The sequence below is a fragment of the Pandoraea pnomenusa genome (assembly GCF_000767615.3).
In the GTDB taxonomy this organism is placed as follows: Bacteria; Pseudomonadota; Gammaproteobacteria; order Burkholderiales; family Burkholderiaceae; genus Pandoraea; species Pandoraea pnomenusa.
Genome location: NZ_CP009553.3, coordinates 4,061,814 through 4,087,463 on the forward strand (window position 1 = coordinate 4,061,814; position 25,650 = coordinate 4,087,463).

At 62.1% G+C, this 25,650-nt stretch carries 25 protein-coding genes and 1 tRNA gene; 15 read left to right on the forward strand and 11 right to left on the reverse strand.

The features are described from left to right. The 5 genes from cobA to LV28_RS42130 all read right to left on the reverse strand — a co-directional run bounded on the left by cobA (position 1) and on the right by LV28_RS42130 (position 4,956). The gene (gene cobA, locus LV28_RS42110) at positions 1-789 is read right to left on the reverse strand and encodes a uroporphyrinogen-III C-methyltransferase (RefSeq protein ID WP_023597180.1); all 789 of its coding nucleotides are present in this window, start codon (positions 787-789) and stop codon (positions 1-3) included. Positions 790-888: 99 nt separating this feature from the next. Further along, a complete protein-coding gene (locus LV28_RS42115; protein WP_038620275.1) occupies positions 889-2,190 on the reverse strand; it encodes a sulfate adenylyltransferase subunit 1 in 1,302 nt (433 codons plus the stop codon). Between the two features lie 100 nt (positions 2,191-2,290). Beyond that, positions 2,291-3,238 (reverse strand): sulfate adenylyltransferase subunit CysD, encoded by a 948-nt coding sequence (cysD, locus tag LV28_RS42120; protein ID WP_023597182.1) that lies wholly within the window; start codon positions 3,236-3,238, stop codon positions 2,291-2,293. Positions 3,239-3,357: 119 nt separating this feature from the next. Further along, a complete protein-coding gene (locus LV28_RS42125; RefSeq protein WP_048806550.1) occupies positions 3,358-4,074 on the reverse strand; it encodes a phosphoadenylyl-sulfate reductase in 717 nt (238 codons plus the stop codon). A 105-nt stretch (positions 4,075-4,179) separates the two neighbouring features. Beyond that, entirely contained in the window at positions 4,180-4,956 is a 777-nt protein-coding gene (locus LV28_RS42130; protein WP_023597184.1) for a sulfite exporter TauE/SafE family protein, read from the reverse strand. Positions 4,957-5,089: 133 nt separating this feature from the next. On the opposite strand from LV28_RS42130, the gene LV28_RS42135 reads away from it, so the two are divergent. The 5 genes from LV28_RS42135 (at position 5,090) to LV28_RS42155 (ending at position 9,898) form a co-directional block, all read left to right on the forward strand. Further along, a complete protein-coding gene (locus LV28_RS42135) occupies positions 5,090-6,031 on the forward strand; it encodes a CysB family HTH-type transcriptional regulator (RefSeq protein WP_023597185.1) in 942 nt (313 codons plus the stop codon). A 178-nt stretch (positions 6,032-6,209) separates the two neighbouring features. Further along, positions 6,210-7,331 (forward strand): ABC transporter substrate-binding protein, encoded by a 1,122-nt coding sequence (locus LV28_RS42140; RefSeq protein ID WP_174234939.1) that lies wholly within the window; start codon positions 6,210-6,212, stop codon positions 7,329-7,331. Between the two features lie 7 nt (positions 7,332-7,338). Beyond that, positions 7,339-8,223: an NAD(P)-dependent oxidoreductase gene (locus LV28_RS42145; protein WP_038620272.1), complete on the forward strand. Its 885-nt coding sequence runs from the start codon at positions 7,339-7,341 to the stop codon at positions 8,221-8,223. A gap of 120 nt (positions 8,224-8,343) precedes the next feature. Continuing rightward, positions 8,344-8,428, forward strand: a tRNA-Leu gene (locus LV28_RS42150). A gap of 108 nt (positions 8,429-8,536) precedes the next feature. Further along, positions 8,537-9,898, forward strand: a complete 1,362-nt coding sequence (locus LV28_RS42155) for a DUF6538 domain-containing protein (RefSeq protein ID WP_038620269.1) — start codon at positions 8,537-8,539, stop codon at positions 9,896-9,898. Positions 9,899-10,181: 283 nt separating this feature from the next. Here LV28_RS42155 and LV28_RS42160 read toward each other — a convergent pair whose 3' ends face one another. The 3 genes from LV28_RS42160 to LV28_RS42170 form a co-directional block, all read right to left on the reverse strand. Beyond that, positions 10,182-11,432, reverse strand: a complete 1,251-nt coding sequence (locus LV28_RS42160; protein ID WP_038620084.1) for an IS256 family transposase — start codon at positions 11,430-11,432, stop codon at positions 10,182-10,184. After that, entirely contained in the window at positions 11,371-11,877 is a 507-nt protein-coding gene (locus LV28_RS49015; RefSeq protein WP_147291615.1) for a hypothetical protein, read from the reverse strand. Before LV28_RS49015 ends, LV28_RS42160 begins: the two co-directional genes overlap by 62 nt. An 84-nt stretch (positions 11,878-11,961) precedes the next feature. Further along, positions 11,962-12,495, reverse strand: coding sequence for a hypothetical protein (locus LV28_RS42170; RefSeq protein ID WP_147291614.1), 534 nt, complete (start codon positions 12,493-12,495; stop codon positions 11,962-11,964). Between the two features lie 158 nt (positions 12,496-12,653). On the opposite strand from LV28_RS42170, the gene LV28_RS42175 reads away from it, so the two are divergent. The 8 genes from LV28_RS42175 (at position 12,654) to LV28_RS42210 (ending at position 18,983) form a co-directional block, all read left to right on the forward strand. After that, the gene (locus tag LV28_RS42175; protein WP_038620263.1) at positions 12,654-13,235 is read left to right on the forward strand and encodes a recombinase family protein; all 582 of its coding nucleotides are present in this window, start codon (positions 12,654-12,656) and stop codon (positions 13,233-13,235) included. Between the two features lie 895 nt (positions 13,236-14,130). Further along, complete coding sequence (locus tag LV28_RS42185) at positions 14,131-14,982, forward strand: ParB/RepB/Spo0J family partition protein (protein ID WP_058371686.1); 852 nt, start codon at positions 14,131-14,133, stop codon at positions 14,980-14,982. Between the two features lie 140 nt (positions 14,983-15,122). Continuing rightward, positions 15,123-15,350, forward strand: a complete 228-nt coding sequence (locus LV28_RS49655; protein ID WP_038620254.1) for an FDXHR family putative zinc-binding protein — start codon at positions 15,123-15,125, stop codon at positions 15,348-15,350. A 222-nt stretch (positions 15,351-15,572) separates the two neighbouring features. Continuing rightward, positions 15,573-16,589, forward strand: a complete 1,017-nt coding sequence (istA, locus tag LV28_RS42190; protein ID WP_038620251.1) for an IS21 family transposase — start codon at positions 15,573-15,575, stop codon at positions 16,587-16,589. Further along, on the forward strand, positions 16,586-17,371 hold the full coding sequence (istB, locus tag LV28_RS42195) for an IS21-like element helper ATPase IstB (protein ID WP_038618959.1): 786 nt from the start codon (positions 16,586-16,588) through the stop codon (positions 17,369-17,371). Before istA ends, istB begins: the two co-directional genes overlap by 4 nt. 161 nt (positions 17,372-17,532) lie before the next feature. Then, positions 17,533-17,757: a hypothetical protein gene (locus LV28_RS42200; RefSeq protein ID WP_038620248.1), complete on the forward strand. Its 225-nt coding sequence runs from the start codon at positions 17,533-17,535 to the stop codon at positions 17,755-17,757. Continuing rightward, on the forward strand, positions 17,747-18,055 hold the full coding sequence (locus tag LV28_RS42205; RefSeq protein ID WP_038620246.1) for a hypothetical protein: 309 nt from the start codon (positions 17,747-17,749) through the stop codon (positions 18,053-18,055). The genes LV28_RS42200 and LV28_RS42205 overlap by 11 nt, the downstream gene beginning before the upstream one ends. A gap of 28 nt (positions 18,056-18,083) precedes the next feature. Next, on the forward strand, positions 18,084-18,983 hold the full coding sequence (locus tag LV28_RS42210) for a hypothetical protein (RefSeq protein ID WP_147291613.1): 900 nt from the start codon (positions 18,084-18,086) through the stop codon (positions 18,981-18,983). 375 nt (positions 18,984-19,358) lie between these two features. On the opposite strand, the gene garD is transcribed toward LV28_RS42210, so the two are convergent. Beyond that, complete coding sequence (gene garD, locus LV28_RS42215; RefSeq protein ID WP_023873373.1) at positions 19,359-20,930, reverse strand: galactarate dehydratase; 1,572 nt, start codon at positions 20,928-20,930, stop codon at positions 19,359-19,361. Positions 20,931-21,219: 289 nt separating this feature from the next. On the opposite strand from garD, the gene LV28_RS42220 reads away from it, so the two are divergent. Both LV28_RS42220 and LV28_RS49105 read left to right on the forward strand, forming a co-directional pair. Beyond that, entirely contained in the window at positions 21,220-22,572 is a 1,353-nt protein-coding gene (locus LV28_RS42220) for an MFS transporter (RefSeq protein ID WP_023873372.1), read from the forward strand. A 310-nt stretch (positions 22,573-22,882) separates the two neighbouring features. Further along, positions 22,883-23,428: a hypothetical protein gene (locus LV28_RS49105; RefSeq protein WP_038620240.1), complete on the forward strand. Its 546-nt coding sequence runs from the start codon at positions 22,883-22,885 to the stop codon at positions 23,426-23,428. 130 nt (positions 23,429-23,558) lie between these two features. Here LV28_RS49105 and LV28_RS42230 read toward each other — a convergent pair whose 3' ends face one another. Next, positions 23,559-24,668 carry an ArsO family NAD(P)H-dependent flavin-containing monooxygenase gene (locus tag LV28_RS42230; RefSeq protein WP_115344490.1) on the reverse strand — a complete coding sequence of 370 codons (1,110 nt, stop codon included), beginning with the start codon at positions 24,666-24,668 and terminating at the stop codon, positions 23,559-23,561. Continuing rightward, entirely contained in the window at positions 24,665-25,546 is an 882-nt protein-coding gene (locus LV28_RS42235) for an AraC family transcriptional regulator (RefSeq protein WP_371328131.1), read from the reverse strand. Before LV28_RS42235 ends, LV28_RS42230 begins: the two co-directional genes overlap by 4 nt. Positions 25,547-25,650: the final 104 nt, after the last annotated feature.

Below are 25,650 nucleotides of genomic sequence, written 5' to 3' on the forward strand. Positions count from 1 at the left end.
TCAGGCCGCGGCGCGAGGCAGGTCCGCGACCGGTGTCGCAATGTCGTCCGCACGCGCATCGGCGAAGACTTCGCCGATGAGCAGCACGCTCGGCTGCGAGGCGTCGAACCATGGCGCGGCGAGGCCGTCGGCCAGCGCCCCGAGCGAGAGTCGCGCGCGGCGCTCCCGCGCCGTGGTGGCCGCTTCGACGATGGCCACCGGCGTGGAGCGCGGCTTGCCCTGCCCGATCAATTCGGCGGCAATGCGTTGCGCGGCGTCGCGCCCCATGTAGTAGACGAGCGAGTCCGCACTTGCCTGCGCCGAGATCTGCGCGGAATCGGCGGCGCGGCTCTGCGTGGCGAATGCAACGCTGCGGGCCACGCCGCGCAGGGTGAGGGAGCGCCCGAGTGTTGCCGCACTGGCCAGCGCCGCCGTGATACCCGGCACCACCTCGACATCGATGCCCGCCGCTTCCAGCGCGCGCAGTTCCTCGTCGGCGCGCCCGAACAGCATGGGGTCGCCGCCCTTGAGGCGCACCACGAGTGCATGCGTGCGCGCATGGTCGATCAATTGCTTGTTGATGAAGTGCTGCGCGCTCGAGTGCTTGCCGCAGCGCTTGCCCACGGCCACCCGTTTCGCCTGCGGACAAAGCGCCAGCATCTCGGGCTCGACGAGTGCGTCGTGCAGCACGACGTCGGCCTGCGCGAGCAGGCGAGCGCCGCGCACGGTGATGAGGTCGGCCGCGCCGGGGCCGGCGCCCACCAGATAGACCTTGCCCGGCAGGGCGGCGGAGGAGGATGGCGTCGTCATGATGCGATTCGGGTCAGGGCAGCGCTGATGGAGCGAGGTGAGGCAGAGCGGGACCGAGCGAGACCCGGCGCGACGCCCTGCGCAGTGCGCGTCGGGGCGTCAGGCAACGAGTTCGCGGATCATGCCCGCGGCCACGGTGTGATGGGTGGCTTCGTCGATCAGCACGAAGGCGCCCGTCGCCGGGTTGACGTCGTACGTGTCGGCCGCCACCGGCTTTTGCAGGCTGAGCTGGACACGGCCGATGTCGTTCATCGCAAGCGTCGCCTTGTCCGTGCCGTGCGAGAGCGTGCTGACGTCGAGCACCGTGTCCACGTTGCCGACCTTCACGTACACCGTGCTCGTGGCCTGCTTGAGCAGGTACTTGCGCTGCGGGGCCAGGGCGTCTTCATCGAACCAGCACACGTCCGCCGACAGTTTGCGCGACGGGGCGAGCGCCGACTCGGCGCTCACGAACGTATCGCCGCGCGACACGTCGACATCTTCCGTCAGACGAATCGTCACGCACTGGCCGGCGAACGCTTCGTCGAGCAAGCCGCGCGGACCGACGATTTCGCCGACCGTGGCCGTGCGCCCGGCGGGCAGCACGCGCAGCGTCTGACCTACGCGCACCGAGCCCGATTCCACCCGGCCCATGTAGCCGCGGAAGTCGTCGGCGTGCGAGCCGTCCTGACGCGCCACCAGTTGCACCGGGAAACGCAGCTCGCCGCCCGTTTGCGCGACCGGCAGCGATTCGAGCACGTCGAGCAGCGGCTCGTCCTGATACCAGGGCATGCGCTCGCTCGCGTACACGATGTTGTCGCCCTTGAGCGCGGAGACCGGCACGAAGCGCACATCCCGCAGGCCCAGCCGGTGCGCGAGCTCCAGATACGCGGCGCGAATGGCATCGAACGTCGTTTCGCTGTAGTCGACAAGATCCATCTTGTTGATGGCGACGATGACGTGCTGAAGGCCGAGCAGCTTCACGATGGCGCTGTGGCGCTTGGTCTGTGCGAGCAGTTCGGTACGCCCGTCGACTTCGGTCACGCGCGTGGCATCGACCAGAATGATGGCGGCGTGCGCGGTCGACGCGCCGGTGACCATGTTGCGCGTGTATTGTTCGTGTCCCGGCGTGTCGGCGATGATGAACTTGCGGCGCGCCGTGGTGAAGTAGCGATAGGCCACATCGATGGTGATGCCCTGCTCGCGCTCGGCTTCGAGGCCGTCGGTGAGCAGGGAGAAGTCGATGTCCTCGCCGGCGGTGCGCTTGTGCTTGGCGCGCGCCAGCGCCGAGAGCTGGTCGGTCAGCACCGACTTGCTGTCGTACAGCAGGCGGCCGATCAGCGTGCTCTTGCCGTCGTCGACGCTGCCTGCCGTGATGAAACGCAGCACGCCGAGGTCTTCCTGATGCGGGGTAAGGCTCATGATCTCTTCAACTCGATTGCGTGGCCCCCGGCGCCCTTTCGCTGCGCGCCCGGCGGACCGGTATCTCGGATGTGGGGACTGACGACGGCAATGCGCCGCCTCAGAAATATCCCTGCTTCTTGCGCTGCTCCATGGCCGCCTCGGACGCCTGGTCGTCCATGCGGGTGGCGCCGCGCTCGGTGATGTCGGTCACGGCCGTCTCGGCGATGATCTCCACCGGGCTCGACGCGACGCTCGATACCGGGCATGTGCAGCTGATGTCACCGACCGTGCGAAAACGCACCGATGCCAACTCGCTCGTCTCGCCGTCCTGCTTCGGCGTGAGCGGCGTGACGGGCACGAGCAGGCCGTTGCGACGCACGATCTCGCGCTCGTGGGCGTAGTAGATCGACGGCAGATCGAGCTTCTCGCGGGCGATGTACTGCCACACGTCCAGCTCGGTCCAGTTGGAGATGGGGAATACGCGCAGGTGCTCGTCCCTGTGCAGGCGCGCGTTGAACAGATGCCACAGCTCCGGGCGCTGCGCTTTCGGGTCCCACTGGCCGAACTCGTCGCGGAACGAGAAGATGCGCTCCTTCGCGCGGGCCTTTTCCTCGTCGCGACGCGCGCCGCCGATCATGGCGTCGAAGCCGTGCTCGGCGATCGTCTCGAGCAGCGTCACCGCCTGCGCCGCGTTGCGCGAATCGTTCTCGCGACGCAGACGCACCGTGCCGCGGGCGATCGAGTCTTCCACTTGGCCCACGACCAGCTCCGCACCGAGCGCCTTCGCGTGGCGATCGCGAAACTCGATCACTTCGGGGTAGTTGTGTCCGGTGTCGATGTGCACCAGCGGGAACGGCAACACCGTCTTGCGGTTCGGACCGAGACCGAAGGCCTTGAGCGCCAGATGCAGCACCACGACCGAATCCTTGCCGCCCGAGAACAACAGCGCGGGCTTGCGGCACTCTGCCACGACCTCGCGCAGGATGTACATCGATTCGGCTTCGAGCCAGTCCAGATGATCCATACGCGAGCCATTGGCCTGCGCGACTTCGTGCATCGCACCCATAGTGTTCCCTTCCTTGACGATTCCGAGTTTGCCGAGATTCGCTTCGGACGATGCGCCGCCGGGCGGCGCATCGTCATGTGTTCTTCGTGTCTTTCGTGTCCTGCCGGTGCCGAGCGTGCTCAGCCCTGCTGCACCGACACGGGGATCTTGCTCAGGTTGGCCGCGTGCAGCCCGCATTCCTTGCTGTCGCGCGACTCCCACCACCAGCGCCCTGCCCGGCTGTCCTCGCCCGGGCGAATCGCGCGCGTGCACGGCTCGCACCCGATGCTCGGGTAGCCGCGTGCGTGCAGCGGGTTGACCGGCACGTCGCGCGCGGTGAGGTACGCCCACACCTGCGCTTCCGTCCAGTCGAAAATCGGGTTGTACTTGGCGATGCCGCGTGCGTCGTCGTGCTCGGCGAACGCCAGCTCGCCACGCGTGACCGACTGCTCGCGGCGCTGTCCCGTCAGCCAGGCGTCGGCGTCGGCAAGCGCGCGGCCGAGCGGCTCGACCTTGCGAATCTGGCAGCACGCCTTGCGCAGATCCACGCTTTCGTAAAAGGCGTTCGCGCCATGCGCGCTCACGTACTGCTCCACGGCCTCGGCGTTGGGCGCGTACTGCGCCACGTCATAGCCGTAGCGCGCCTTGATCTTGTCGATCATGCCAAGCGTCTCGTCATGCAGACGCCCCGTATTGAGCGTGAACACGGTGATGGGCAGTCGCTGGCGCAGGATCACGTGCGTGATCAGCATGTCCTCGGCGGCCAGACTGCTGGCGAATTTCACGTTACGATGCGCCCCCGCGATACGGGCCAGGCGCTCGGCCAGCACGGCTTCCATTTCGTCGAGCAACGCCATGTCCCGATGCTCGGCATCGGATGCCGCCGGTGTCACGGCTGCCGGGGTGGGTTCCCGGCGGGATTCGTTTCGCATCTCGCGAACTCCTTCTTGTCTGTGGGGTTCTCAGCCGACCAGCTTGACCGCCGCGAGCGTGAGCGTTGCCGCCAGCGCGCCGCGCACGACGCGCTCGGGCAGGTGGCGGGTGAGCTTCGCGCCCAGCCAGATCCCGGGCAGCGAGCCGATCAGCAGACTGCCAAGCAACGCCCAGTGCACCGTCTCGAGCCAGATATGGCCGAGCGCGGCAATGGCAGTGAGGGGCACGGCGTAGGCGATGTCCGTACCCGCGACTTCGGCCGGCTCCAACTGTGGGTACAGCATCAGGATCAGCGTCGCGCCCACGGCACCGGCGCCAATCGAGGAAATCGTCACGAGCACGCCGATCACGGCGCCCACCAGCACCGTTGCAACCGCCTGCGCCCGCCCCGTCAACTGCCAGTTGGGATGCGCGCGCAACGCGCCGAGCAGCTTCGCGCGGAACAGCAGTGAAAGCACGGTCAGCAGCACCGACGCGGCAATCGTGAGCTTGATGACGTGCAAGGCGCCGTCGTCGATGCCGCCGAGCCGCTTCAGGAAAACGATGGTGACCAGCGCCGCCGGCAGTGCGCCCAGCGTGAGACGCCGCACGATGTGCCACTTCACGTGGCCGTGCGAGCGATGCGCCACCGTGCCGAAGCTCTTGGTGATCGCCGCGAACGCCAGGTCGGTCCCCACCGCCACGGGCGCGGCGTAGCCGAGCAGCAGCGTGAGCAGAGGCGTCATCAGCGAGCCGCCTCCCACGCCGGTCAGGCCGACCAGCAGGCCGACGCCAAATCCGGAGAGGGGTTCGAGCCACAGCGACATGGAGGACGTTCCTGGTGGGTGCTAAATGCCTGACGGGAATAACGTTATCGAAACAGTGGCACCCACTGTAATAAAAAGGCTATATACTTCAAACGAATTAAAAATTGTTTGTATATTTTCGAAAGTTATACAAATGAACTTGCATCAGTTCCGTTTCGTGCGCGAAGCCGTCCGTCAGAATTTCAACCTGACCGAGGCCGCCAAGGCGCTGTTCACCTCACAACCAGGGGTGTCGAAGGCGATCATCGAGCTGGAAGAAGAGCTCGGCGTGGACATCTTTGCGCGGCATGGCAAGCGCATCCGCAACCTGACGGAGCCCGGGCGCATCATCTTCGAGTCCGTCGAGCGCATCCTGCTGGAGGTCGAGAGCCTCAAGCGCATCGGCAAGGACTATGCGGCGCAGGATCAGGGCAGTCTGACCATCGCCACCACCCATACGCAGGCGCGCTATTCGTTGCCGCACGCGGTGGCCGAATTCAAGAAGCGTTACCCCAAGGTGCGCCTCTCGATCCTGCAGGGCAGCCCGACGCAGATTGCCGAAATGGTGTTGCACGACCAGGCGGACCTGGCCATTGCCACCGAGGCGATCGCCGGCTACAAGGATCTGGTCTCGCTGCCGTGCTATCAGTGGCAGCACGTGGCCGTGGTGCCGCCGGATCATCCGCTGCTTCAGTTGCCGTCCGTGGGCATCGAGGATCTGGCCAAGTTCCCCCTGATTACGTATGACCCGCAGTTCGCCGGCCGCGCCAAGATCGATCAGGCGTTTGCGCTGCGTCACGTGCAGCCGGACATCGTGCTCGAAGCGATCGATGCCGACGTCATCAAGACCTATGTCGAGCTGGGGCTGGGCGTGGGCATTCTCGCGGGCGTGGCGTTCGACCCGGAGCGCGACCGCAATCTCCGGGCGATTCAGGTGGGGCATCTGTTCGGCACGAATGTGACCCGCGTGGCCCTCAAGCAGGGCGCCTATCTGCGCGGCTATGTTTTCACGATGGTCGAACTGCTCTCGCCGATCCTGACCCGCAAGCTCGTCGAACAGGCGCTGCGCGGCGAGCACGAGAGCTACGAGCTGTAATGGGGCGCCGCCGGACACCGGCGGCGTTCCCGTCTTGCTGACACGCACGCAGCTCGCGCGCCATTTTTTCTCCGCTGGCCGAACGCAACCGGTGCGGTATGCTTACGCGATTCGACCCAAAGGAGACCCCATGCGCTCAACTCTTCGCGGCATCCGCCTGTCGGGCGTGGTGCTTGCCATGACCCTGGCCGGCATCGCAACGGCCGCCCGTGCCGACATCACGGTCGGTATCGATCTGTCGTCCACCGGACCGGCAGCGGCCATCGGTATTGCCAGCAAGAACGCCATGCAGCTCTGGCCGGCACGGATCGGCGGACAGAAGGCGCATTACATCTTCCTGGACGACGCCTCCGACCCCGGCACCGCCGTGAAGAACACCCGCAAGCTCATCAGCGAGAACAAGGTCGACGTCATCGTCGGTCCGAACATCACGCCCAGCGCGCTCGCGATGCTTGACCCGGTATCCGAGGCGCAAACGCCGATGATCACGCTGATCGGGTCGGCCGTCGTTGTCGAGCCCCAGGACGCCAAGCGCCGCTGGGCGTTCAAGATGGCCGCGAACGACTCCGCCATGGCCGACGTCATGACCCGTTACATGGCCAATCACGGCATCAAGACGGTCGGTTTCATCGGTTTCGCGGATGCCTATGGCGAGAGTTGGCTCAAGGAATTCTCGAAGTTCGCCGAGTTGCGCAAGCTCAAGCTCGTGGCGCAGGAGCGATTCAATCGCACCGATACGAGCGTGACCGGGCAGGTGCTGAAGGTCATGGCCGCCAAGCCTGACGCGATTCTGGTCGCCGGTTCGGGCACGCCGGCGGCATTGCCCCAGCGCACGTTGCAGGAACGCGGATACACCGGGAAGATCTATCAGACGCACGGCATCGCCACGTACGACTTCGTTCGCGTCGGCGGCAAGGATGTCGAGGGCACGCTGTTCCCGACGCAGCCGGGCGTCGTTGCAAAATCGCTGCCGGCCGGGCATCCGGCGCGCGCGGCCGCGCTGGCGTTCACGAAGCAATACGAGGCGAAATACGGCGCGGATACCGTGACGCAGTTCGCCGCCGACGCCTATGGCGTGTGGGATCTGCTCAATGACGCCGTGCCGCGCGCCGTCAAGGTGGCCGCACCCGGCACGCCCGCGTTCCGGGTGGCGCTGCGCGACGCGCTCGAGTCCACCCACAATCTGGCGATCCCGAACGGCATCATGAACCTGAGCCCGCAGGACCACGTCGGCCTGGATCAACGTGCCGGTGTGATGGGCCAGATCAAGAACGGCAAGTTCGTCTACGTCTCGGACTGAGCGCGGCATGACGACTTACACGGTAGCGTTTATTGGCCTGGGGGCCATGGGCGGTCAGATGGTGCGCCATCTGATCGCGGCCGGCCATCGGTTGCATGTCTATGCGCGTCGGCCGGAAGCGGCGGCACCCTACGAGGCGTTGGGCGCGAAGCGGTTCGAAACGCCGGCCCAGGCTGCCGCCGACGCCGACTTCGTGATCACGAACGTTACGACCACGCAGGACGTGGAGGACGTGCTGCTGGGCACGGACGGGGTGGTTCACGGCGCTCGGGCGGGCACGATCTGCGTGGATCACAGCACGATTTCGGCGGAGGCGACGCGGCGCATGGCGGCGCGACTGGCGCGTCACGAGATTCAGCTTGTCGACGCGCCGGTGTCGGGCGGGCCGTCGCGTGCCGCCGATGCGTCGCTGTCGATCATGGTGGGCGCGCCGGACGTGGTTTTCGCGCGGGTGCGGCCATTGCTGTCGGTGCTGGGCTCGACCATCACGCATGTGGGCGACGTCGGCGCCGGGCAGGTGGCGAAGGCGTGCAACCAGATCGTTCAGGTGATCAATATCCAGGGCATTGCGGAGGCGATGTTGTTCGCGGCGCGCAACGGCGTCGATCAGGACAAGGTCATCGAGGCGATTTCGCAGGGTCTGGCGGGCAGCCGCATGCTCGACATGATGGGTCCCAAGATGGCGCATCGCGACTTCTCGGCGGGCATCGAGGCCCGATTGCACGACAAGGATTTCTCGATGATCCTGGAAGCGGTGGCCGACGCCGGCCTGTCGTTGCCGGCGCTGTCGCTGGTCAAGAGGCAACTGAGCGCGCTGATGGAAAACGGCTGGGGGCGCGACGATACGTCGTCATTGCTGCGTGTGCTGGAAGGCCAGCAGCAGGTCCACTGACGGCGGACGAGGCGGGCTTGTGGCCGGCAGGAATTTCGGTCATAATTTCGCCTTCGTCCGGTGAGCCATCAAATGCGCCGAACGAATCACGCTGCGACACCATTCGGTGAACGCACACCCGCCCAGGTGGTGAAATTGGTAGACGCAGGGGACTCAAAATCCCCCGCCGCAAGGCGTGCCGGTTCGATTCCGGCCCTGGGCACCACAATCCCGGCCAGGGGCACCACGAAATCCCAGTATCCATGCGGGTTTCCAGCAACTTAACGCCAGCACCGATGAGGTTTGTGGGGTAATCCTATGGGATATACTCCTCATGAAGTTGACTCTCGGTGTCCTACGCGTGTCTCTGAAAAATGCCTTCCTCCGTGGTGGTGTCATTTACTACCAGCGAGCAATCCCGAAAGACTTACAGGGCCGCTACTCCGCCAAGCTGGTGAAGACCAGCCTAGGGACTAGCGATGTCCTGATCGCCAAACGGAAGATCGAACAGATTAATCGCGAACTCGAAGCGGAATGGGCGCTCATGCGCGGCCACCCCGAAGCGACCCCGAAGAGTATCCAAGGGCAAGCGATAGAGTTGCTCCGTAAGTGGGGCCTGTCTCCCGATCCGACTCCAGACGATGCTGATGCCGTTGAACTGTTTCGCGACCATCTCGATGAGAAGCGGGAGCGCTACGCAGACGGGGACGAAACGACCTATCGGGATGCCGATGGCAGCGAGTACCTAAGCCCGGTCAAAATCAAAGCAGCGCAAATCATTGCCGGTACCGTGAAGCCTGTCCTCACGGATGCTCTTGAGTTGTATCTTCAGGTCCACCCGAAGCGCTCCGACGAGCGTTTTGAGGGACATACGCGGCTCGTGTTCAAGACACTGACGGATGTCGTCGGAGACAAGCCAATTGCAGACCTGTCACGAAGTGATGCGCATAAGTATGTCGCGGCTGAGATAGCCCGTGGGGTGAAGACCGGCACCGTCAATCGCTACATGAATACGATCCGGGCAATCATCGGCACTTGGTTACGCGAGAAAGAATCGGACAAGCCTAACCCCTTCACCCGCATCCCGATCCCGGAGAATGGTGGCGATGCGAAGAAGCGGGAGCCGTTTACAGGGGCAGAACTGCGGACGCTCTTCGATGCGTGCAAGACCAAGGATGATGATGTCCGGTGGTTGACTGCCATTCTGGGTGACACCGGAGCACGTCTAGCGGAAATCACTGGGCTAGCTTTGGATGACCTCGTGTTGGACGCTGAGACCCCGCACGTCGTTATTCAGCCTCACCCTTGGCGCTCCCTCAAGAACGCATCTAGTGCCCGTTCAGTGCCCCTAGCGGGCATGGCGCTATGGGCCGCCCAGAGGGTCAAGCAGGCCGCACGTAGGGGCCAGATATTCGCATTCCCCCGCTACACCTCGGCGGATGGGACCAAGGCCACGCATGCAAGCAACACCATTGCAAAGTGGATTCGGAGTCTGGAGGTAGACGGTAAGGCCATGAATCACACAGCCCATGAGCTACGCCACACGATGGCGGATCGTCTCCGGGATGTGCAGTGTCCCGAGGACATACGGCAGGCCATCGGGGGATGGGCTACGAGAGACATCGCATCTAAGTACGGGAAGGGCTACAGCCTAAAAGTGATGGCTGAGTGGCTAGCCAAAGTGAGGGCAATATGACCATCCTAAGACAAAGGATTGGAGGGCAATGGGATTTGTGGTTTTCCATCCTAAGCACTTTTCGTCAGCGGGCAGGTGTTCTTACCGCCTCGATTAGCCAAGCTTCGTAACCATCCAATCCATCAGCACCACCGTAGCGAACAATACCTTTCGTGAGGGAATCAAGGACAAAGGCAATATGCTGTGTGAAGGCGACGAGCCAATGAATGTCGCTGAGTGGCTCTGGCCTTCCTGAGGCAAAATGGAGGGTGTCAGAAATTCCGTGTTCAAGGCGGGTTGGGAATCACACGGACGGTCGCACGAAACGATCGGCGTAGAGGATAGCGAATTGGTTCATGGCCGCTTTCCAGTCTTTGGCTGCACGCCCCCAATCAGCGGTGATATTGCGCAGTGCCAGCCAAATGAGTTTCGTCGCTGCATCATCCGTCGGGAAGTGACCTCGCGTCTTGATGATCTTGCGCAGTTGCGAGTTGATATTCTCGATGGCGTTCGTAGTGTATATAACCTTGCGGATGTCCGGTGGAAACGCAAAGAACGGAATCACGCGATCCCAGGCATTGCGCCACGACGTGCTCACAGTTGGGAATTTCTGGCCCCAAGGCCCGTGGGCAAACGCATCCAATTCGGCCTGGGCCGCCTCGGCGCTGGGCGCGGTGTAGATCGGTTTGAGCGCGGCAGCCAGACCCTTGCGATCCTTCCAGCTCGCGTAGTCGAGGCTGTTGCGGATCAGATGGACGATGCAGGTTTGCAGCGTCGTTGCCGGAAACACGGCGGCCAGGGCTTCAGGCATGCCTTTGAGGCCGTCGGTCACGGCGATCAGGATGTCATTGATCCCACGCGTTTTCAGGTCGTTGAACACTTTCATCCAGAACTTGGCACCTTCGGTGTTCTCGATCCACAGGCCCAGGATGTCGCGTGAGCCGTCAGGCAACACGCCCAGTGCCAGATAGACAGCCTTGTTACGCACCACGGCGTCTTCGCGAATCTTGACCCGCAGCGCGTCGAAGAACACGACCGGATACATCGGCTCCAGCGCCCGGGCCTGCCAGGCAGTGACCTCGGCCATCACCTCGTCGGTCACGGAACTGATGAAGTCGGGTGAGACCTCGGTGCCGTACTGCTCCAGCAGGAAGCCCTGAATCTCGCGCACAGTCATGCCTCGGGCATACATGGCGACAATCTTGTCGTCGAAGCCCGTGAAGCGGCGTTCGTGCTTGGGAATCAGCAGCGGCTCGAAGCTGCCGTCACGGTCGCGGGGCACCTCGATGCGCATCGGGCCGTCCTCAGTCAGCACCGTCTTGGCACCTCGGCCGTTGCGCTGATTGGTGACGTTGGCCGGTTTGGCCCCGCCGGCCGGGTAGCCGAGATGGTGGTTCATCTCGCCGCCCAGCGCGCGTTCGATGAGCGCCTTCTTGAGCGCCATGGTCGCGGCATTGATGGCTTCGGCCGTCATCGCACCATTGCCGAACTGCTCAAGCAGCTCGGCGGGAATTGCCGGCAGCTCTGCCAGCGGGGCTTTCGGTTTGCGAGGCATACATTCTCCTTGGGAGCATCATATGCCTTGAACACGAAATTACTGACAGGCCCGCAAAATGCCACGGGCCAAAGCACGATTTAATTGGTTCAACATCAGACGGCTCAACATGGGCGCTCAGATCGTGCGCAACCTTATTTCGGAGCGCGTTAAGGGCAACCACCCCAGCACCATGCAACTCAAGAAGGCTGCCAGGCGGCAACCGTTTTATCTCCCACTTCTTTGCGAACCCCATGCGCTCCCTTTGTTTTACGCTGAGATTAGGGTTTGCAATCTCCAAGTACCGATCTAAAAATCTCTCAATTATCAGATGCGATAGCAAAATCTGGCCGATCAACTCCCGGTCCTTTCCCAAATAGGCAAGGTACTCGCCATTGAACGCAGCCACACATTGCTCATGATGGTCGGCGTCATTCAGCATGGTCCGAACAAATGCGGAGTTCATTAGTGACCTTGTAGACTCGTCCGATTCCATTTTTTGCATGTCCAAAATTTTGACAAAAAAAATGTGAGACCTTCCCCTTCGACCTTACCTAGGCGAACCTCCCCCCATACCCCCAAATATCTGCCTCATTTCCTTAGGCATTGCCGCGCGTGCCGATGGCGTATTCACGATGATTCGATTCGCCACCGAACGAAGTCCGTCAATGACAAACTTCAAGTCTTCGGTAGAGACCTGTTGCATCGTCGGTTGAGCGCCGGGACGCTGCTTCAGAAAATTGGTTACCGAAGGCCCTTGATTTGATATGCCCCATTGCCAGTGGGCGAATTGATTGCGCTTTTCGGTTAAGAGCTTGTAATCACCTAGCGCAGCCTTTAGAGCCCGGTCCGCGTCTGGATCGTCGGATGGCCGAAGCTCTAGCAATGCCGATATGATTTCCTTCATCTGCGCAGGCTTTAGGTTGCCTTTGTCAATGAGTACCTTTGCAGAGTCCTCATCGAGACCGCAGCAATCCATAAAGAGTGTGTACACGAGCATCTCCACAAACGAATGAACGGAGATCATTTCACCCAAGCACTTTAAATAATCTTCAGGCAGTACCGACCACGTTGTATTTGTCACGCCTATATCCCCCAAGTTTCGAGCATTCTACCCAAGCCGGGTCTGTCCGAAGAGGATCACTTACGTACTCCCCTTGCGGCATATGTACGAAACTAAGGCTTGCATTTTTTCGTACATGGCCTATTATTCGTACGTCCATTTCGTACATAGAGCCTATCATGTCCCGTGTCTTCGCCTACTGCCGCGTGTCCACTGCCGACCAAACCACAGACAACCAAGTCCGAGAGATTGAGGCCGCAGGCTTCGCGCTCACGCCTCGACGCACAGTCACCGAACACATCTCCGGGTCCGCCACAGCAATGGACCGCCCGAAGTTCAGGGCTCTAAGTGAGAAGCTTGAAGACGGCGATGTTCTGGTGGTGACGAAGTTAGACCGCCTTGGGCGCAATGCGATGGATGTCCGTGCTACGGTGGAAGCCCTCGCCGCTGAAGGTGTCCGGGTTCACTGCCTCGCTCTCGGTGGTGTTGACCTGACTAGCGCAGCAGGACGGATGACGATGCAGGTCCTTGCAGCAGTAGCAGAGTTCGAGCGGGACCTGTTGATTGAGCGGACCAATGCAGGTATCCGCAGAGCCAAGGCCGATGGCAAGGCATTCGGCAGGCCTTCAGCGCTTTGCCCTGAGCAGCAGCAGGAGGTGCGCCGGAAGTTGGCCGAGGGTGTCCCAGTGGCGCAGCTAGCGCGGGACTTCGGGACTACCCGACAGACCATCATGAGGGTCCGTGGCCGCGAAGCGGCATAGGGCAGACCGAATTATGGCCCACAATAGGAGACCCCTCGATAGGTAGCATACTAGGAGAATCCTGCCGTCCGACCGAATTATGTCCGATAGTAGGAAGAAGCCACGCCTCGGAATTGCGTGGCCGTCTTCATCTGCCTTGCTGCTGTGTCGCGCTCTCTGTAGAGGGAGGCGGGCGACACCCTAGGCAACAAGGCAAGGCATTGCTCATGGCCTTGCGTGTGCATGGGCCGGTCTGTGACTACGGCGCACCGGTCCCATTGCCCTCGATAGAGCCCATCCGTCACACGTCACCATAGCCATTCTTGTTTCTGGCTATCGGTTCGCGTCACCAGCAGTGCCCCCTCAGTTCCCTTGGCAGTTCACCCCGAGAGTCACCCGTGAGGGTCGGCTCTGTTTCTGCGCAATTCCTCTTCCTTCGAAATGAAAAAAGAACAACGCATCCAGTATCAACGGCGGCTTGATCCCGAGACTAGTGATGTCCTACGGGTTCGCCTTGAGCGACCGCTAGCGGACACCATTCAGGCTCTTCAAGAGCATCCTACGTGTGTCATCAAGGGCAACCTCATCCCGTCTCGCAGTTTGATTATGCGGCGTGCCATTCAGGTCTACGACAAGTATGTCCGTGGCCTGAGTGGCGATGCTGCTGATCGTGAGAACGCCGAACTCCATCGCCTTACCTAAGCCAACGTTTCCACTGACCATGACAACCATTACTGACAAGGCCTTCTCAGGCCAGCAATTCTTCGGACTCCCTGAGTTCGTAGGTACTCCGACCGCCACCGTGAATGGTGATGACGCTCCTCTGACTTCATTGGCTAGCGGGGTCTTTCTCACCAGTCCCTGCGCACAAGACGATGAGGTAATCGTCGCCTTCGAGCGAGCATAAGGAAAGGGGATGGACCTGAATAGACCAATTGGACTTGCCCATCCCTCTCTCAGTAAGCCCCTAAGGATGCCATTCGGGGATATTTACGTTGCCCCTGAGCGCTTCCAAGTCCGCGATGCCGATGCGGCCACCCTAGTGGATGGCACGTTGCTTAAGGCTGGGTCTCGCAGACTCACGAAAGAACTTAAAGCCATCATGGAGGCAGGCTCCACACTGGACCCCATGATCGTCTGGAGTGATCCACAGGATGGCCTTACGTACCTCATCGACGGCCACCACAGGCACGACGCAATGGTTGCCGCTGGCGTTTCGCCGGGGCGAATGGTTTGGGCTCAGACCCTGCGAGTGCCGACCGCAGCAGAGGCCCGTGAGGTGGCTCTGTGGATTAATCGCAGGGCGCATCTGAACATGGACCCGAAGGAAGTTCATGAGGCCTACTGGCGTCTATTGGTTGCTGGGGAAACTACCGGCTCCGTCCGCGAGCAGGCGGCTCGATACCAAGTGAAGCAGACCACTGTTCACCGGATGATGAAAGCCGCGCCTGAGGTGAGGGCGCAACTTCAAAACATGGCTAACTCCGAGGGCGTCAATTTCGATGTTGACTACGTTAGGGAACGCGCGCCGCGCTGGAAGGAACTGTCCACTTGGAGAGACCCCGAAGCGGGTGCCGAATCAATGGACGTGATCGAAGCGAAAGAGATTGAGCGCATTGTCAGGGACCTCACGTTGAGGCATGGCGAGACCGCGAAAGCAAATCCACAGATGCTTGTGCGGGCACTCCGAGAGTTTTTGGAGGGGGCCACTGGCGGCAACGCGAAGATCGAACTTATGGGGGACTCCAGTGGTGATGAAGACTTCTGAAGATGCCCGCACAGCGGACATTCGGTGTTCCCTTAGGTATGTCACTTTGGAACGCCGATAAGTGTTCCAAAAGAACACCCTCCGCTAACGCAACCCACGCCCGCCATTGAGCGGGCTTCTTTTTGTCTGCAAACAACATCATGAGCAAACGACTAACCGGAGACCGCAACCAATGCCCCGGATGTCACCAGCATTTCAATTCCTCTCACGCTTTCGACAAGCACCGAATAGGCGTATTCGGGAAAGACCGTCGATGTATGACTGTCCCCGAGATGAAAGCGAAGGGCATGGCAATTAATAAGGATGGATTCTGGGTCAGCAGTCTACGCCCTCAAGAATCGATTCTGAGGGCACCGGTAGGCACCTAACAGCCGCCGCCCGACACCGACCTATACCACTCATCCCATATTCCCATGAGCCCCTCTGAATCCCCCACCGTTGCACTCGAACTGCTGACAACGATGCGAGACCGGTATGAGCGCTTTGTTCCTCGCGTCTACCGGCATTACTTGTTAGCGCCGATGTAAAACTGACCCACCCGCCGAAGTGAATCTGACCCACCTGGGAGAGGATGGCGGCTTTTGCCGCCGATGCTGACTCAGGAGCAAGCAGTGGAAATCAAGGTATTGGCAAGGCGCGGAGCGCCGGTGCGGGAGATAGCGAGGCAGATGGGTGTCTCGCGGAACACGGTCCGACGATATCTGCGCGACCAGAAGGCTAGCCGGTATAAGGGGCGAGAGCCTCGGCCAACCAAACTGGACCCGTTCAAGGCGTACCTGCTTGGGCGAATCGAGGCGGCGCGGCCGCACTGGATTCCGGCAACGGTGTTGCTGCGCGAGTTGCGGGAAGAAGGCTACGACGGCGGTATCAGCCAACTCAAGGTGTTCCTCGCGCCATACAGGGACGCGGAGCCGGAACCGGTCGTGCGCTTCGAGACGCCGCCAGGCCGACAGATGCAAGCCGACTTCACCACGATCCGACGCGGCAGGTCGCCGTTGCTGGCGCTGGTCGCCACGCTGGGCTACAGCCGGGCGACGTACGTGCGTTTCACGAGCGGCGAGGATGCCACGACGTTGTGCCAGTGTCTGCGAGAAGCCTTCGTCTACTTCGGCGGCACGCCCGAGCATGTGCTGTTCGATAACGCCAAGTCGGTCATCGTCGAACGCGATGCTTACGGCGACGGTCATCATCGCTGGAACGGCGAGATGTTGGCGCTGGCGGAAACGTATGGATTTACGCCGAAGGTATGCAGGCCGTACCGTGCCAAGACCAAGGGCAAGGTCGAGCGCTTCAACCGGTATCTGAAGCAGAGCTTCGTGGTGCCGCTGGCGGCGACGCTCAAGCAATCTGGCCTGAAGCTGGATGTCGAGGCGGCTAACGGCCATATTGGCCGCTGGCTGGCCGAGGTGGCGAATGTCCGGGTGCATGCCACGACGAAAGAGAAACCGTCGGTTCGACTGCCGTTAGAGCAAGCGGCACTGCTGCCGTTGCCGGTGTCGGCCTCGATTACAGCACCGGTACCGACGCGGCTTAAGCGAGTGCTGCCGAGCGAAAGCCTGCAGCATCCGCTGTCGGTCTACGACGCCTTGCTGGAGGTGGCAGCATGAATCTCCAGCATGAACGCATTGCAGGGCTGTGTGACGAACTGAAACTGGACCGCATCGGGAACGACTGGAGCGTGCTGGCCCAGAACGCTGCCAACGCTGATGCCAGTCACGCCGACTTCCTCGAACAGCTACTGCTGACCGAACGGGATGCCCGAGAGGAACGCAAGCGCCAGACGCTGACCAAGATGGCCTCCCTGCCGGGCATCAAGACGCTGGAGCAATACGACTTTGGCTTCGCCAGCGGCGCACCGCGAGCCCAAATCCAGGAGCTGGCCGGGCTGGCGTTTATCGAACGGGCCGAGAATGTCGTGCTGCTCGGGCCATCTGGCGTGGGCAAAACGCGCATCGCCTGCGCCCTGGCGTATCGGGCGACACAGGCAGGAATCAAGACGCGCTTCACGACCGCCGCCGACTTGATGATGCAGTTGGCCACAGCCCGGCAGCAGAACCGGCTGCGGGAGTTTTTTAACCGCGCCGTGGTTGGCCCAAAGCTGCTGGTTATCGATGAAATCGGCTACCTGCCGTTTGGACGCGAGGAAGCCAATCTGTTTTTTAACGTGGTGGCCAAGCGATACGAGCGCGGAGCCATCGTGCTGACGAGCAACCTGCCATTTACGCAGTGGGCCACGGCATTTGCCGACGACCAGACGCTGACTGCGGCGATGCTCGACCGGCTGCTGCATCACGCGCACATCGTGCAGATTGCAGGCGAAAGCTATCGGCTGAAGGACAAACGGAAAGCTGGACAAACTACACGCGCAGGCGCGAAAGCCGCCGCGTGACACGGAGCCTGGGTGGGTCAGATTTACTTCGGCGATACGCCGGAAGGTGGGTCAGATTTAAACCGGCGTTGACAATTACTTCCGAAAGGACCTTCTCAGGCGAATGAAGAAGGCCAAACACCTCGCACAAATCTACGCCTCCGGCACTTGAAACCATTCCCATGACTATCGAACCAGAAGCCTCCGCATCAGCGTTGAAGAAGCGCAAACCGTCGAAGCGCGTGACCAACATTGCCGCTGAGAATGAGCGCCGCCAAGCGATCCATGCGCGATTGGACCTCCTCCTTGGTAACCCCACCCGTGATGAGCACATGGAAATTCTGATCTCGTTACTCATTGGATGGGAGCTAGAGGCGAGGCTACGGAGATTGGTCGATGCAAAGTGACGACGAAGTATTCACCGTCTCCGGCATCACAGCGTCAGCGTCCGCGTTGATCCGCCTTGGATTACTCCAGCGTGACCCTCAAGGTGCCTTTCTGACCACCGGCAAATTTCCCCATCGGCCCATCCCGGCTGCTCCCCCAGACTTCTCCTCAGCACCTGCCCCAGACCCATACAGCCCCGAGGGATTGACCAGGCGGGGCTATCACGTGTTGCGAGGGGAAACCTTCGACCAAGACCGCGTGATGATCGGCGGGGGCTATTACCGCATTACCGAGGCACGGAAGCACGGCCTCATCTAACTCACCACTTCAAACCAAGACTACGACCATGAGCGACTACAACAGCTACTCCACCTACGTGCCTACCGACGAAACAGTAGCCCCGACCACCGGCCCCACGACGCGTGTTACTGGTGGGACGACTTCGATTACGTTGAACGGCAATGAGTCCAAATCTAACTTTAGTCAGCATGCCGAGGTTTCCGCTAGTGACCTCTCTCCGTACTCCGCTGATGACTGGCGCAGCACAGCCCGAAACTCAATGGGTTTCCCCACCAACAACATCACCGCTGATAGCGTAGTTGAAATCTCAGGCATGAATGCCAAGGTTGGCGACTTCATTAAGGCGGGTGTCCTGCGAGAGACTGCGGATGGCTTCGCACTGGTATCTAGCGATAGCGCGGGTGACACCGACGAGGGCACCGAAGAGACAAGCCCGGACGCAGCCACGATGCCCGAAGAAGTGGCCTCAGCGGTGGATGCCGCAGTGGAGCCGTTCGACCAATCGACACTGGATGTTGGTCTAGCCCATGCCATCGCAGCCGCTACCGGCGATATGGCAATTGAGGATGTCGTCTTAGGCGTGGCCCAGCGGTCTGGCATGGACCCGTCGCAAGCAGGCGAACGTGTTCAATTCGTGATGGACGCGTATCAGGCGCAGACCGATAACTTCCTCACGAAGAATGGCCTCAATGCTGATGAGCTTCCCGCATTCTACGATTGGGCCAAGCAGAGCGGACAGAAGGCAATGCTCACAACTGCCATCCAGCAGCAGGCATACGGGCGCGACATGAGCGCGTGGAAGCCACTCATTGCTGGGTTTATGCGTGGTGTTGCCCCGAACCTCGGAGCACTCCAAGCAAACGGCTACGAGGTCAACGGAAATCTTGTGCGCATCGACGGGAAGTGGATGAACGTGAAGGCAGCAGCTAAAGCCGGATTCATCTGATTCACGGCGGGGACTGCCTCGACGCAAGGCCTGGGGTGGGGTAACATCGCGGGGTAATTCAACCTACCCCACGAATCCCCTTCAGGCCAGATATAGCCTTGCGGGCTGAGAGTTGCGTAGCGTTACCGGCCCTGGGCACCACAACAGCCTTATCTCGCAAGACTTCCCGCAGGTCATCCCTCTTCGCGCCGATGGTCCGCCTATCCGTCGCGACATGGGCAGGTTTTTACCCGGTCATTCACCGATTCCCACGGCCATCGGATCTTCCCCGAACGGAATCCCGCCCCGACGCGCCGGGCAACACGCGGGTGACGCATCCGTCCCGCCGCCCTAGGCGGCTCACGAACTGCATCCCGCGCGCAGCCCCCCCAAGCATCAGGTCACAGGGGCCGGATTGAAAAGCACCAGGGCATTGTGCAGTTTCAACTTTTCCGCCGCCGTCTGCTTCTCGCCACTCGCGACGGCAAGCATCGTTCGGAAGAGCTGCCAGCCCACCTCCTCGATCGTGGCCGCACCCGTCGCAATCGTGCCGGCATCGATGTCCATCAGGTCGTGCCAACGACGCGCCAGGTCCGAGCGCGTCGCGACTTTGATGACGGGCACTTCGGCGAGACTGTACGGCGTGCCTCGCCCGGTCGTGAAGACGTGCAGATTGATGCCCGCGGCAACTTGCAGCGTGCCGCAAATGAAATCGCTCGCCGGTGTCGCCGCGTAGATCAACCCCTTCTGCCTTGCCTTTTCGCCCGGCGAAAGTACGCCTGAGATCGCCGCGCTTCCTGACTTGACGATGGACCCCATCGCCTTCTCCACGATGTTGGAGAGCCCACCCTTCTTGTTACCGGGCGTGGTGTTGGCGCTGCGGTCGGCGCCACCCCGCTTGAGATAGTTGTCGTACCAATCCATCTCGCGGATGATGGCCGCAGCGACTTCCGGCGTTGCCGCACGCCCCGTGAGCTGCCCCACGCCGTCACGCACCTCCGTGACTTCCGAGAACATCACCGTGGCCCCCGCCCGCACCAGAAGATCCGAGGCAAAGCCCACCGCAGGGTTGGCAGTGAGTCCGGAGAACGCATCGCTGCCGCCACACTGCACGCCGACGACCAGATCGGACGCGGGACAGGTCTCCCGCCGCCGACGATTCAACCGCGTCAAGTGCCCTTCGGCCGTTCGCATGATCGATTGAATCATCGACTCGAAGCCCACATGCGACTCGTCCTGCAACACGACCACGTCGCCGTTGTCGACACCAGATTCGCCGCCCGGCGCCGAAACGCTCGAGATGGGAATGGTGCCCGCCGGCATGAGGCGCTCCGGTTGCAGCTTTTCGCAGCCCAGGCTCACCATCATCACCTCGCCACCGAAGTTCGGGTTCAGCGCAATATTGCGCACCGTACGGATGGGCACCATGGCGTCGGGTGCGTCGATGGCCACGCCACATCCATAGGTGTGACCAAGACCGACGACATCGTCGACATTCGGAAATTTCGGCAGCAACTCGCGCTTGATACGCGCCACGGCATGCTCGACGACATCCGCGACGCATTGCACCGTCGTCGTGATAGCGAGGATATTGCGCGTACCCACCGATCCGTCGGCGTTCCGATACCCCTGGAACGTGAAATTCTCGAGCGGCGGCATCTCCGGCGCGGGAATCGTCGCCATCGGCAGGTCGTCCAGCGCGGGAGGCGTCGGCATGCGAATGACATGCTCATTGACCCAGCTTCCTCTGGGTAATGCCTTCGTCGCGTAGCCGATGACGACGTTGTACCGGATAACCTCGTCACCCTCGGCCAGATCCCGCAACGCGACTTTGTGCCCCTGTGGCACTCGCTCGAGAAGCGTCAACCCATCCGCGAACGTCGCCCCTTCCCCCAGCCCCCCGTCATTCACAACAATCGCAACGTTGTCATTGGGATGCACACGTATATATAGCGGAGCCAATTCCATTTGCTTCTTCCTCTCCGGGCCATAGCCCAACCACCTAAAAGTTACATCATCATACAACGTATGACCTGTTTTCTCATACGCGTTAACCCTCTAACAATGACGTTTTATGGTACTTGACGTTGCGATTCGATCAATCACGTTGTACGATGACGTATAAGAAATAAATCGATGCATCGAAAGAAGCTCGGCGGTCGACAAGCGCCGCTTGAGGAGACGGGCGAGGCGCGCCCGATCCCCCCTCGGGAACAGGAATCGTCGCCTCGCAGGCAAGCAATAGAGGAAGAACGTCATGGCAATCGGCCGAACCGTGAGCGCCGCGCACGCGCTCAAACGCACCAACGTCCGCTACATCATCCTGGCACTCGTTTTTTTCATCACGACCCTGAACTACGCCGACCGCGCCACGCTTTCGGTCACCGGCTCGGCGATGCGCGGTGAGTTTGGTTTCGACGCGATCGAGATGGGGTACATCTTCTCCGCGTTCAGCTGGTCGTATGTCCTGTGTCAGGTTCCGGCCGGATGGCTGCTGGACCGCTTCGGCGCTCGCCGCGTCTACGCCGCAAGTATTTTGCTTTGGTCGCTCTTCACGCTCCTGCAAAGCACCATCGGATGGACCGGCAGCGCGGCGGCGGCCGTCACGGGCCTGTTCATCCTGCGCTTTGCCATGGGCGCGGCGGAAGCCCCCGCATTCCCTGCAAACGCCAAGGTCGTCGCGAGTTGGTTCCCCGCCAGGGAACGGGGTACCGCGTCAGCCATCTTCAACTCGGCGCAATACTTTGCCGCCGTCGTATTCACCCCTCTGATGGCGTGGATCACGCACGCGTTCGGCTGGCATGAAGTGTATGTCGTGATGGGAGTCGTCGGCCTTGTCCTGTCGGGCGTGTGGCTCAGGTTCATGAAGCACCCTGCCGACCATCCGGGCGTCAGCCCACGCGAGCTCGAATATATCGAGCAAGGTGGCGGATTCATTCGCGGCCACTCGGCGGCCGCCGCCCATGCCCCTCGCAGCAACGACAGCTGGCGCGTCGTACGCCAACTGCTGGGCAACCGCATGCTCCTGGGCGTTTATCTCGCCCAGTTCTGCATCAACGTGCTCACATACTTCTTCCTCACCTGGTTCCCCATCTATCTGGTCCAGGCACGGCACATGACCATTCTTCAGGCCGGCCTTGTCGCATCCTTGCCGGCCATCTGCGGCTTCGGTGGCGGGGTGCTCGGCGGACTCCTGTCGGACACACTCATCCGTCGCGGCCGCTCGCTCACCGTTGCCCGCAAGGTCCCCATCGTCGGCGGCATGCTGCTGTCGTGCTGCATCGTCGGGTGCAACTACGTCACCACCGACTGGATCGTCGTCGCATTGATGTCGCTCGCGTTCTTTGGCAAAGGCATCGGCGCGCTGGGCTGGGCCGTCGTCGCCGATACGTCACCGCGAGAGGCGATCGGCCTTTCCGGCTCCCTGTTCAACATGTGCGGCAACGTCGCAGGCATCGTGACACCGATCGTTATCGGGTATCTGGTCACGCGATCCGGCGGCTCCTTCAACGGCGCGCTGGCATTCGTCGGCCTGAACGCACTGTTGACGGTGTTTTGTTACCTCGTCATCGTCAAGGACATCAAGCGCGTGGCGCTTCGCCCTATCTAGTTCGTTCGATTACGAAACGCCTAAAGGGCGCATGACACGTATCGCCCCCAGCGGAGACGCCATCCACCGATAGGTCGAGTCCGAATCCGACAGCGCGTCATCCAATATCCGCACGCAGCGTGCAATTTGCCCATTGGACAAGCATGGCGCGGGTTATCCCGATACGCCTCACTCGCGAAACGCACCGGTGCTTTCGGCACGCGACGCCCATTCGGGGGATTCGGATGTTGCTGAAACTCAAGTGACTTCACTGCTGCCATGATGAAAACGCCCCCTCGATATGGCAATGGGGTTACTTCATGGAGGATCTATGAGCAGTCCGAAAGATAAAGCCGGCAAGTCCCTGTGCGGCGACACGAGGCCGCCGGCGACCGGCGACGAAGCGCCCCGCGCCGTCGACACACCGCCCGGCGACGACGACGCAAGGAAAGCCGAAGACTCGACCCGACGCATTTGCCCGAAATCACGACGCGAGACGTCGAAAGCCACCGACGCAGGCGACGCGTCCGCGCCCCTGGTCGATCCACGCCGGGAGCCGGCGAAATCGGGACGGGAACCGGCAAGATATCTCGGCGCCAACCGAAAGGTGGCGCCAGCGGCCGTGCCGACCCTGAAGCTACCGAGAGCCCTGGCGCGGGAGGGCTTCGTCGTGTGGTTCCATGACCATGGCCAATACCTTGGCCTTGCATGGAACGACGCGGTATCGGAGATCGAAAAAGCCCACGTCGACGACGCGGATCACGCGATCTATTTCGACACCTTTGCCCAGGCCGCCGTCGCGTGTGAGAAGTACATCAGCCCATGCCGGGTGCTGCACTCGCCCGGCCCCGGCAAGCGCCCGAGGCTCATGGGCTAGTCCGCACCCATGGTTCACGTCCGAGAGACTCGCACCCCGACGCCACACCCGCAGACGTCGCATCGCCGGCCCCGCGATCGCCCGGGCGCGGGGCGAATGCCGCATCAGGGGCCCCCGCCCTTGACGACGCTCACGTCTCCCGGCTCGGTGTGACCGCAGCCCCTTGCGCGCCGAGATACGCCACCACTTCCTGCGCCGTGGCACGAGCACTTCGCATCACGCCGATCAGCGTGGCCGAAGCGTACCCGGTCCATTCTCCGTAGCCGACGAGCCACAATCGAGGTTCGTCGACGGCACGCGTGCCCGTCACGCGAATCGTGCCGTCGGCGTTGACGATCGACAAGGCGCTCAAATGCGCCAGCGCGGGCCGAAACCCGGTGCACCAGATGACGACGTCGACCGGCGAATGCGTGCCGTCCGACCAGATCACGCCGTCTTCGACGAAGCGCTCGAACGGCCGTACCGCGTGCAGGACGCCTCGTTCTCGCGCCGCGCGCACCGAAGGCACCATGACGATATTCGCCAGACCGCTGTCCGGATAGGGGTCGGGCAAGCCACGTTGGGCGGCCTGCCAGCGCGCGGTCGCTCGCTCGAACAGCACACGGCCGTCGACGTCGTCGGGCAGGAACGTCGGCGGTTCGGGGGTGACCCAGACCGATGCGGCAACGGCAGAGACTTCCGCATGAATCTGCGCCCCCGAATTGCCGCCGCCGACCACCAGAACGCGCAGGCCGCGCAACGCCTCCGGACCTTGATAGTTCGCCGAATGCCATTGGCGACCGCGAAACGAGGATTGGCCGGGGTATGACGGCACATGCGGCGCGTGCCACGACCCGGTGGCGCTGATCACCGCACGCGCCAGCCAGTCGCCACGATTGGTGTGCACGCGCAGCCCGTCGACCTGCGCCGTGACCGAGACAACCTCGACCGGACGCTCCACCGGTACGGCATAACGTGTTTCGTACTCCCGCAAATACGCCACGACTTCGTCGCGCGACGGATAGTGCTCCGCGCCGCCTCGCATCGGCCATCCCGGCAGCGAACTCCATTGCGCCGGCGAGAAGAGCTGCAACGACGGCCAGGCGCGCTGCCAGGCGCCGCCCGGCCCGGGCTGGTCGTCGAGCACGACGTAATCCACCTGCCAGCGACGCAGAAAATACGACGTCGCCAACGCCGACTGGCCGCCGCCGACGACCAGGGCATCCACGGTGCGCAACGGCACCTCGTCACGCTGCGTCATGCCACACCCTCCTCGCCTTCATCGTCCCACCGCGTCTGCGGCCCCACCTGACGGAAATAACGTCCGGGCGACTCGCCGAAGGCCCGCCGGAACATCGCAATGAAGTTGCTCGGTGTGGAATAGCCGAGCGAATCGGCGACCGCGCCGACGGCCTCGCCATTGGCGAGTCGATCCAGCGCACTCACCAGCCGCGCCTGCTGGCGCCACTGCGTGAAGCCCATGCCCGTCTCCGTCACGAAAAGCCGTCTTGCCGTGCGCGCCGACACTCCCGACTGCCGGGCGAGCGAATCGAGCGACGTATGCGCGCCAAGATCGTCGAGCACCGCGCGCGCCACGCGTATCGCCCGGGCATCGGTCGGCATCGGCAACCCGAGCGCCTGCTCGGGCGCGCGTTGAATCTCGTCGACGAGCACCTGCGCAAGACGCATTTCCGCATCCGTAAGCGTATCTCGCATCGCCCACGACACCGCCCGTTTGACCAGTGCCGCCAACAGCTCCGAAACGCCGACAACACATGGCGTCCGTGGCAGGCCGGTCGCCGCGCTGGGCGCCACGAGCACGATCCATCCGCTGACCACGCCGGTGAGCGATACGCGGTGCGTCATGCCCGGCGGTATCCATCCGGCGCGATACGGCGGCAGCACCCAGGCCCCGAGCGGCGTGTGAACGTGGACCAGGCCCGAGTGAATGCAGAAGAGCTGCCCCCGCAAATGGGAATGCCAGTCGAGCTCCCGCGTGCCGATCCGGAACAGACTCCGCTCGTTGTCGTGGCCACCGAACGCCCAGACCGGCGGCCCGTCAAGGCGGTCGTTCGGCTGGTATTTGGCGAGCGGCGATTCCGACAGCGACATCAGGGGGGGGATTTGGCTAGCCTCCATCATTTTGTCCGGAAATCATTGTTTTATGACCAAACAATGTTATCAGGTCGACAGTGCTCGCGCCGACAATGAACGCATCGTCACAGCCGGCCCGCACCATCGGG

Excerpts from the sequence above, each read along its gene's own strand:
- LV28_RS42175 (WP_038620263.1), top strand. The coding sequence starts at position 12,654 with ATGTCCCGTGTCTTCGCCTACTGCCGCGTGTCCACTGCCGACCAAACC.
- LV28_RS42145 (WP_038620272.1), top strand. The coding sequence starts at position 7,339 with ATGACGACTTACACGGTAGCGTTTATTGGCCTGGGGGCCATGGGCGGT.
- LV28_RS42210 (WP_147291613.1), top strand. The coding sequence starts at position 18,084 with ATGAGCGACTACAACAGCTACTCCACCTACGTGCCTACCGACGAAACA.
- cobA (WP_023597180.1), bottom strand. The coding sequence starts at position 789 with ATGACGACGCCATCCTCCTCCGCCGCCCTGCCGGGCAAGGTCTATCTG.
- istA (WP_038620251.1), top strand. The coding sequence starts at position 15,573 with ATGCTGACTCAGGAGCAAGCAGTGGAAATCAAGGTATTGGCAAGGCGC.
- LV28_RS42200 (WP_038620248.1), top strand. The coding sequence starts at position 17,533 with ATGACTATCGAACCAGAAGCCTCCGCATCAGCGTTGAAGAAGCGCAAA.
- garD (WP_023873373.1), bottom strand. The coding sequence starts at position 20,930 with ATGGAATTGGCTCCGCTATATATACGTGTGCATCCCAATGACAACGTT.
- LV28_RS42160 (WP_038620084.1), bottom strand. The coding sequence starts at position 11,432 with ATGCCTCGCAAACCGAAAGCCCCGCTGGCAGAGCTGCCGGCAATTCCC.
- LV28_RS49105 (WP_038620240.1), top strand. The coding sequence starts at position 22,883 with ATGAGCAGTCCGAAAGATAAAGCCGGCAAGTCCCTGTGCGGCGACACG.
- LV28_RS42230 (WP_115344490.1), bottom strand. The coding sequence starts at position 24,668 with ATGACGCAGCGTGACGAGGTGCCGTTGCGCACCGTGGATGCCCTGGTC.
- LV28_RS42235 (WP_371328131.1), bottom strand. The coding sequence starts at position 25,546 with ATGGAGGCTAGCCAAATCCCCCCCCTGATGTCGCTGTCGGAATCGCCG.
- LV28_RS42140 (WP_174234939.1), top strand. The coding sequence starts at position 6,210 with ATGACCCTGGCCGGCATCGCAACGGCCGCCCGTGCCGACATCACGGTC.
- LV28_RS42185 (WP_058371686.1), top strand. The coding sequence starts at position 14,131 with ATGGACCTGAATAGACCAATTGGACTTGCCCATCCCTCTCTCAGTAAG.
- LV28_RS42135 (WP_023597185.1), top strand. The coding sequence starts at position 5,090 with ATGAACTTGCATCAGTTCCGTTTCGTGCGCGAAGCCGTCCGTCAGAAT.
- LV28_RS42205 (WP_038620246.1), top strand. The coding sequence starts at position 17,747 with ATGCAAAGTGACGACGAAGTATTCACCGTCTCCGGCATCACAGCGTCA.
- LV28_RS49655 (WP_038620254.1), top strand. The coding sequence starts at position 15,123 with ATGAGCAAACGACTAACCGGAGACCGCAACCAATGCCCCGGATGTCAC.
- LV28_RS42115 (WP_038620275.1), bottom strand. The coding sequence starts at position 2,190 with ATGAGCCTTACCCCGCATCAGGAAGACCTCGGCGTGCTGCGTTTCATC.
- LV28_RS42125 (WP_048806550.1), bottom strand. The coding sequence starts at position 4,074 with ATGGCGTTGCTCGACGAAATGGAAGCCGTGCTGGCCGAGCGCCTGGCC.
- LV28_RS42220 (WP_023873372.1), top strand. The coding sequence starts at position 21,220 with ATGGCAATCGGCCGAACCGTGAGCGCCGCGCACGCGCTCAAACGCACC.
- LV28_RS42155 (WP_038620269.1), top strand. The coding sequence starts at position 8,537 with ATGAAGTTGACTCTCGGTGTCCTACGCGTGTCTCTGAAAAATGCCTTC.
- cysD (WP_023597182.1), bottom strand. The coding sequence starts at position 3,238 with ATGGGTGCGATGCACGAAGTCGCGCAGGCCAATGGCTCGCGTATGGAT.
- LV28_RS49015 (WP_147291615.1), bottom strand. The coding sequence starts at position 11,877 with ATGAACTCCGCATTTGTTCGGACCATGCTGAATGACGCCGACCATCAT.
- LV28_RS42130 (WP_023597184.1), bottom strand. The coding sequence starts at position 4,956 with ATGTCGCTGTGGCTCGAACCCCTCTCCGGATTTGGCGTCGGCCTGCTG.
- istB (WP_038618959.1), top strand. The coding sequence starts at position 16,586 with ATGAATCTCCAGCATGAACGCATTGCAGGGCTGTGTGACGAACTGAAA.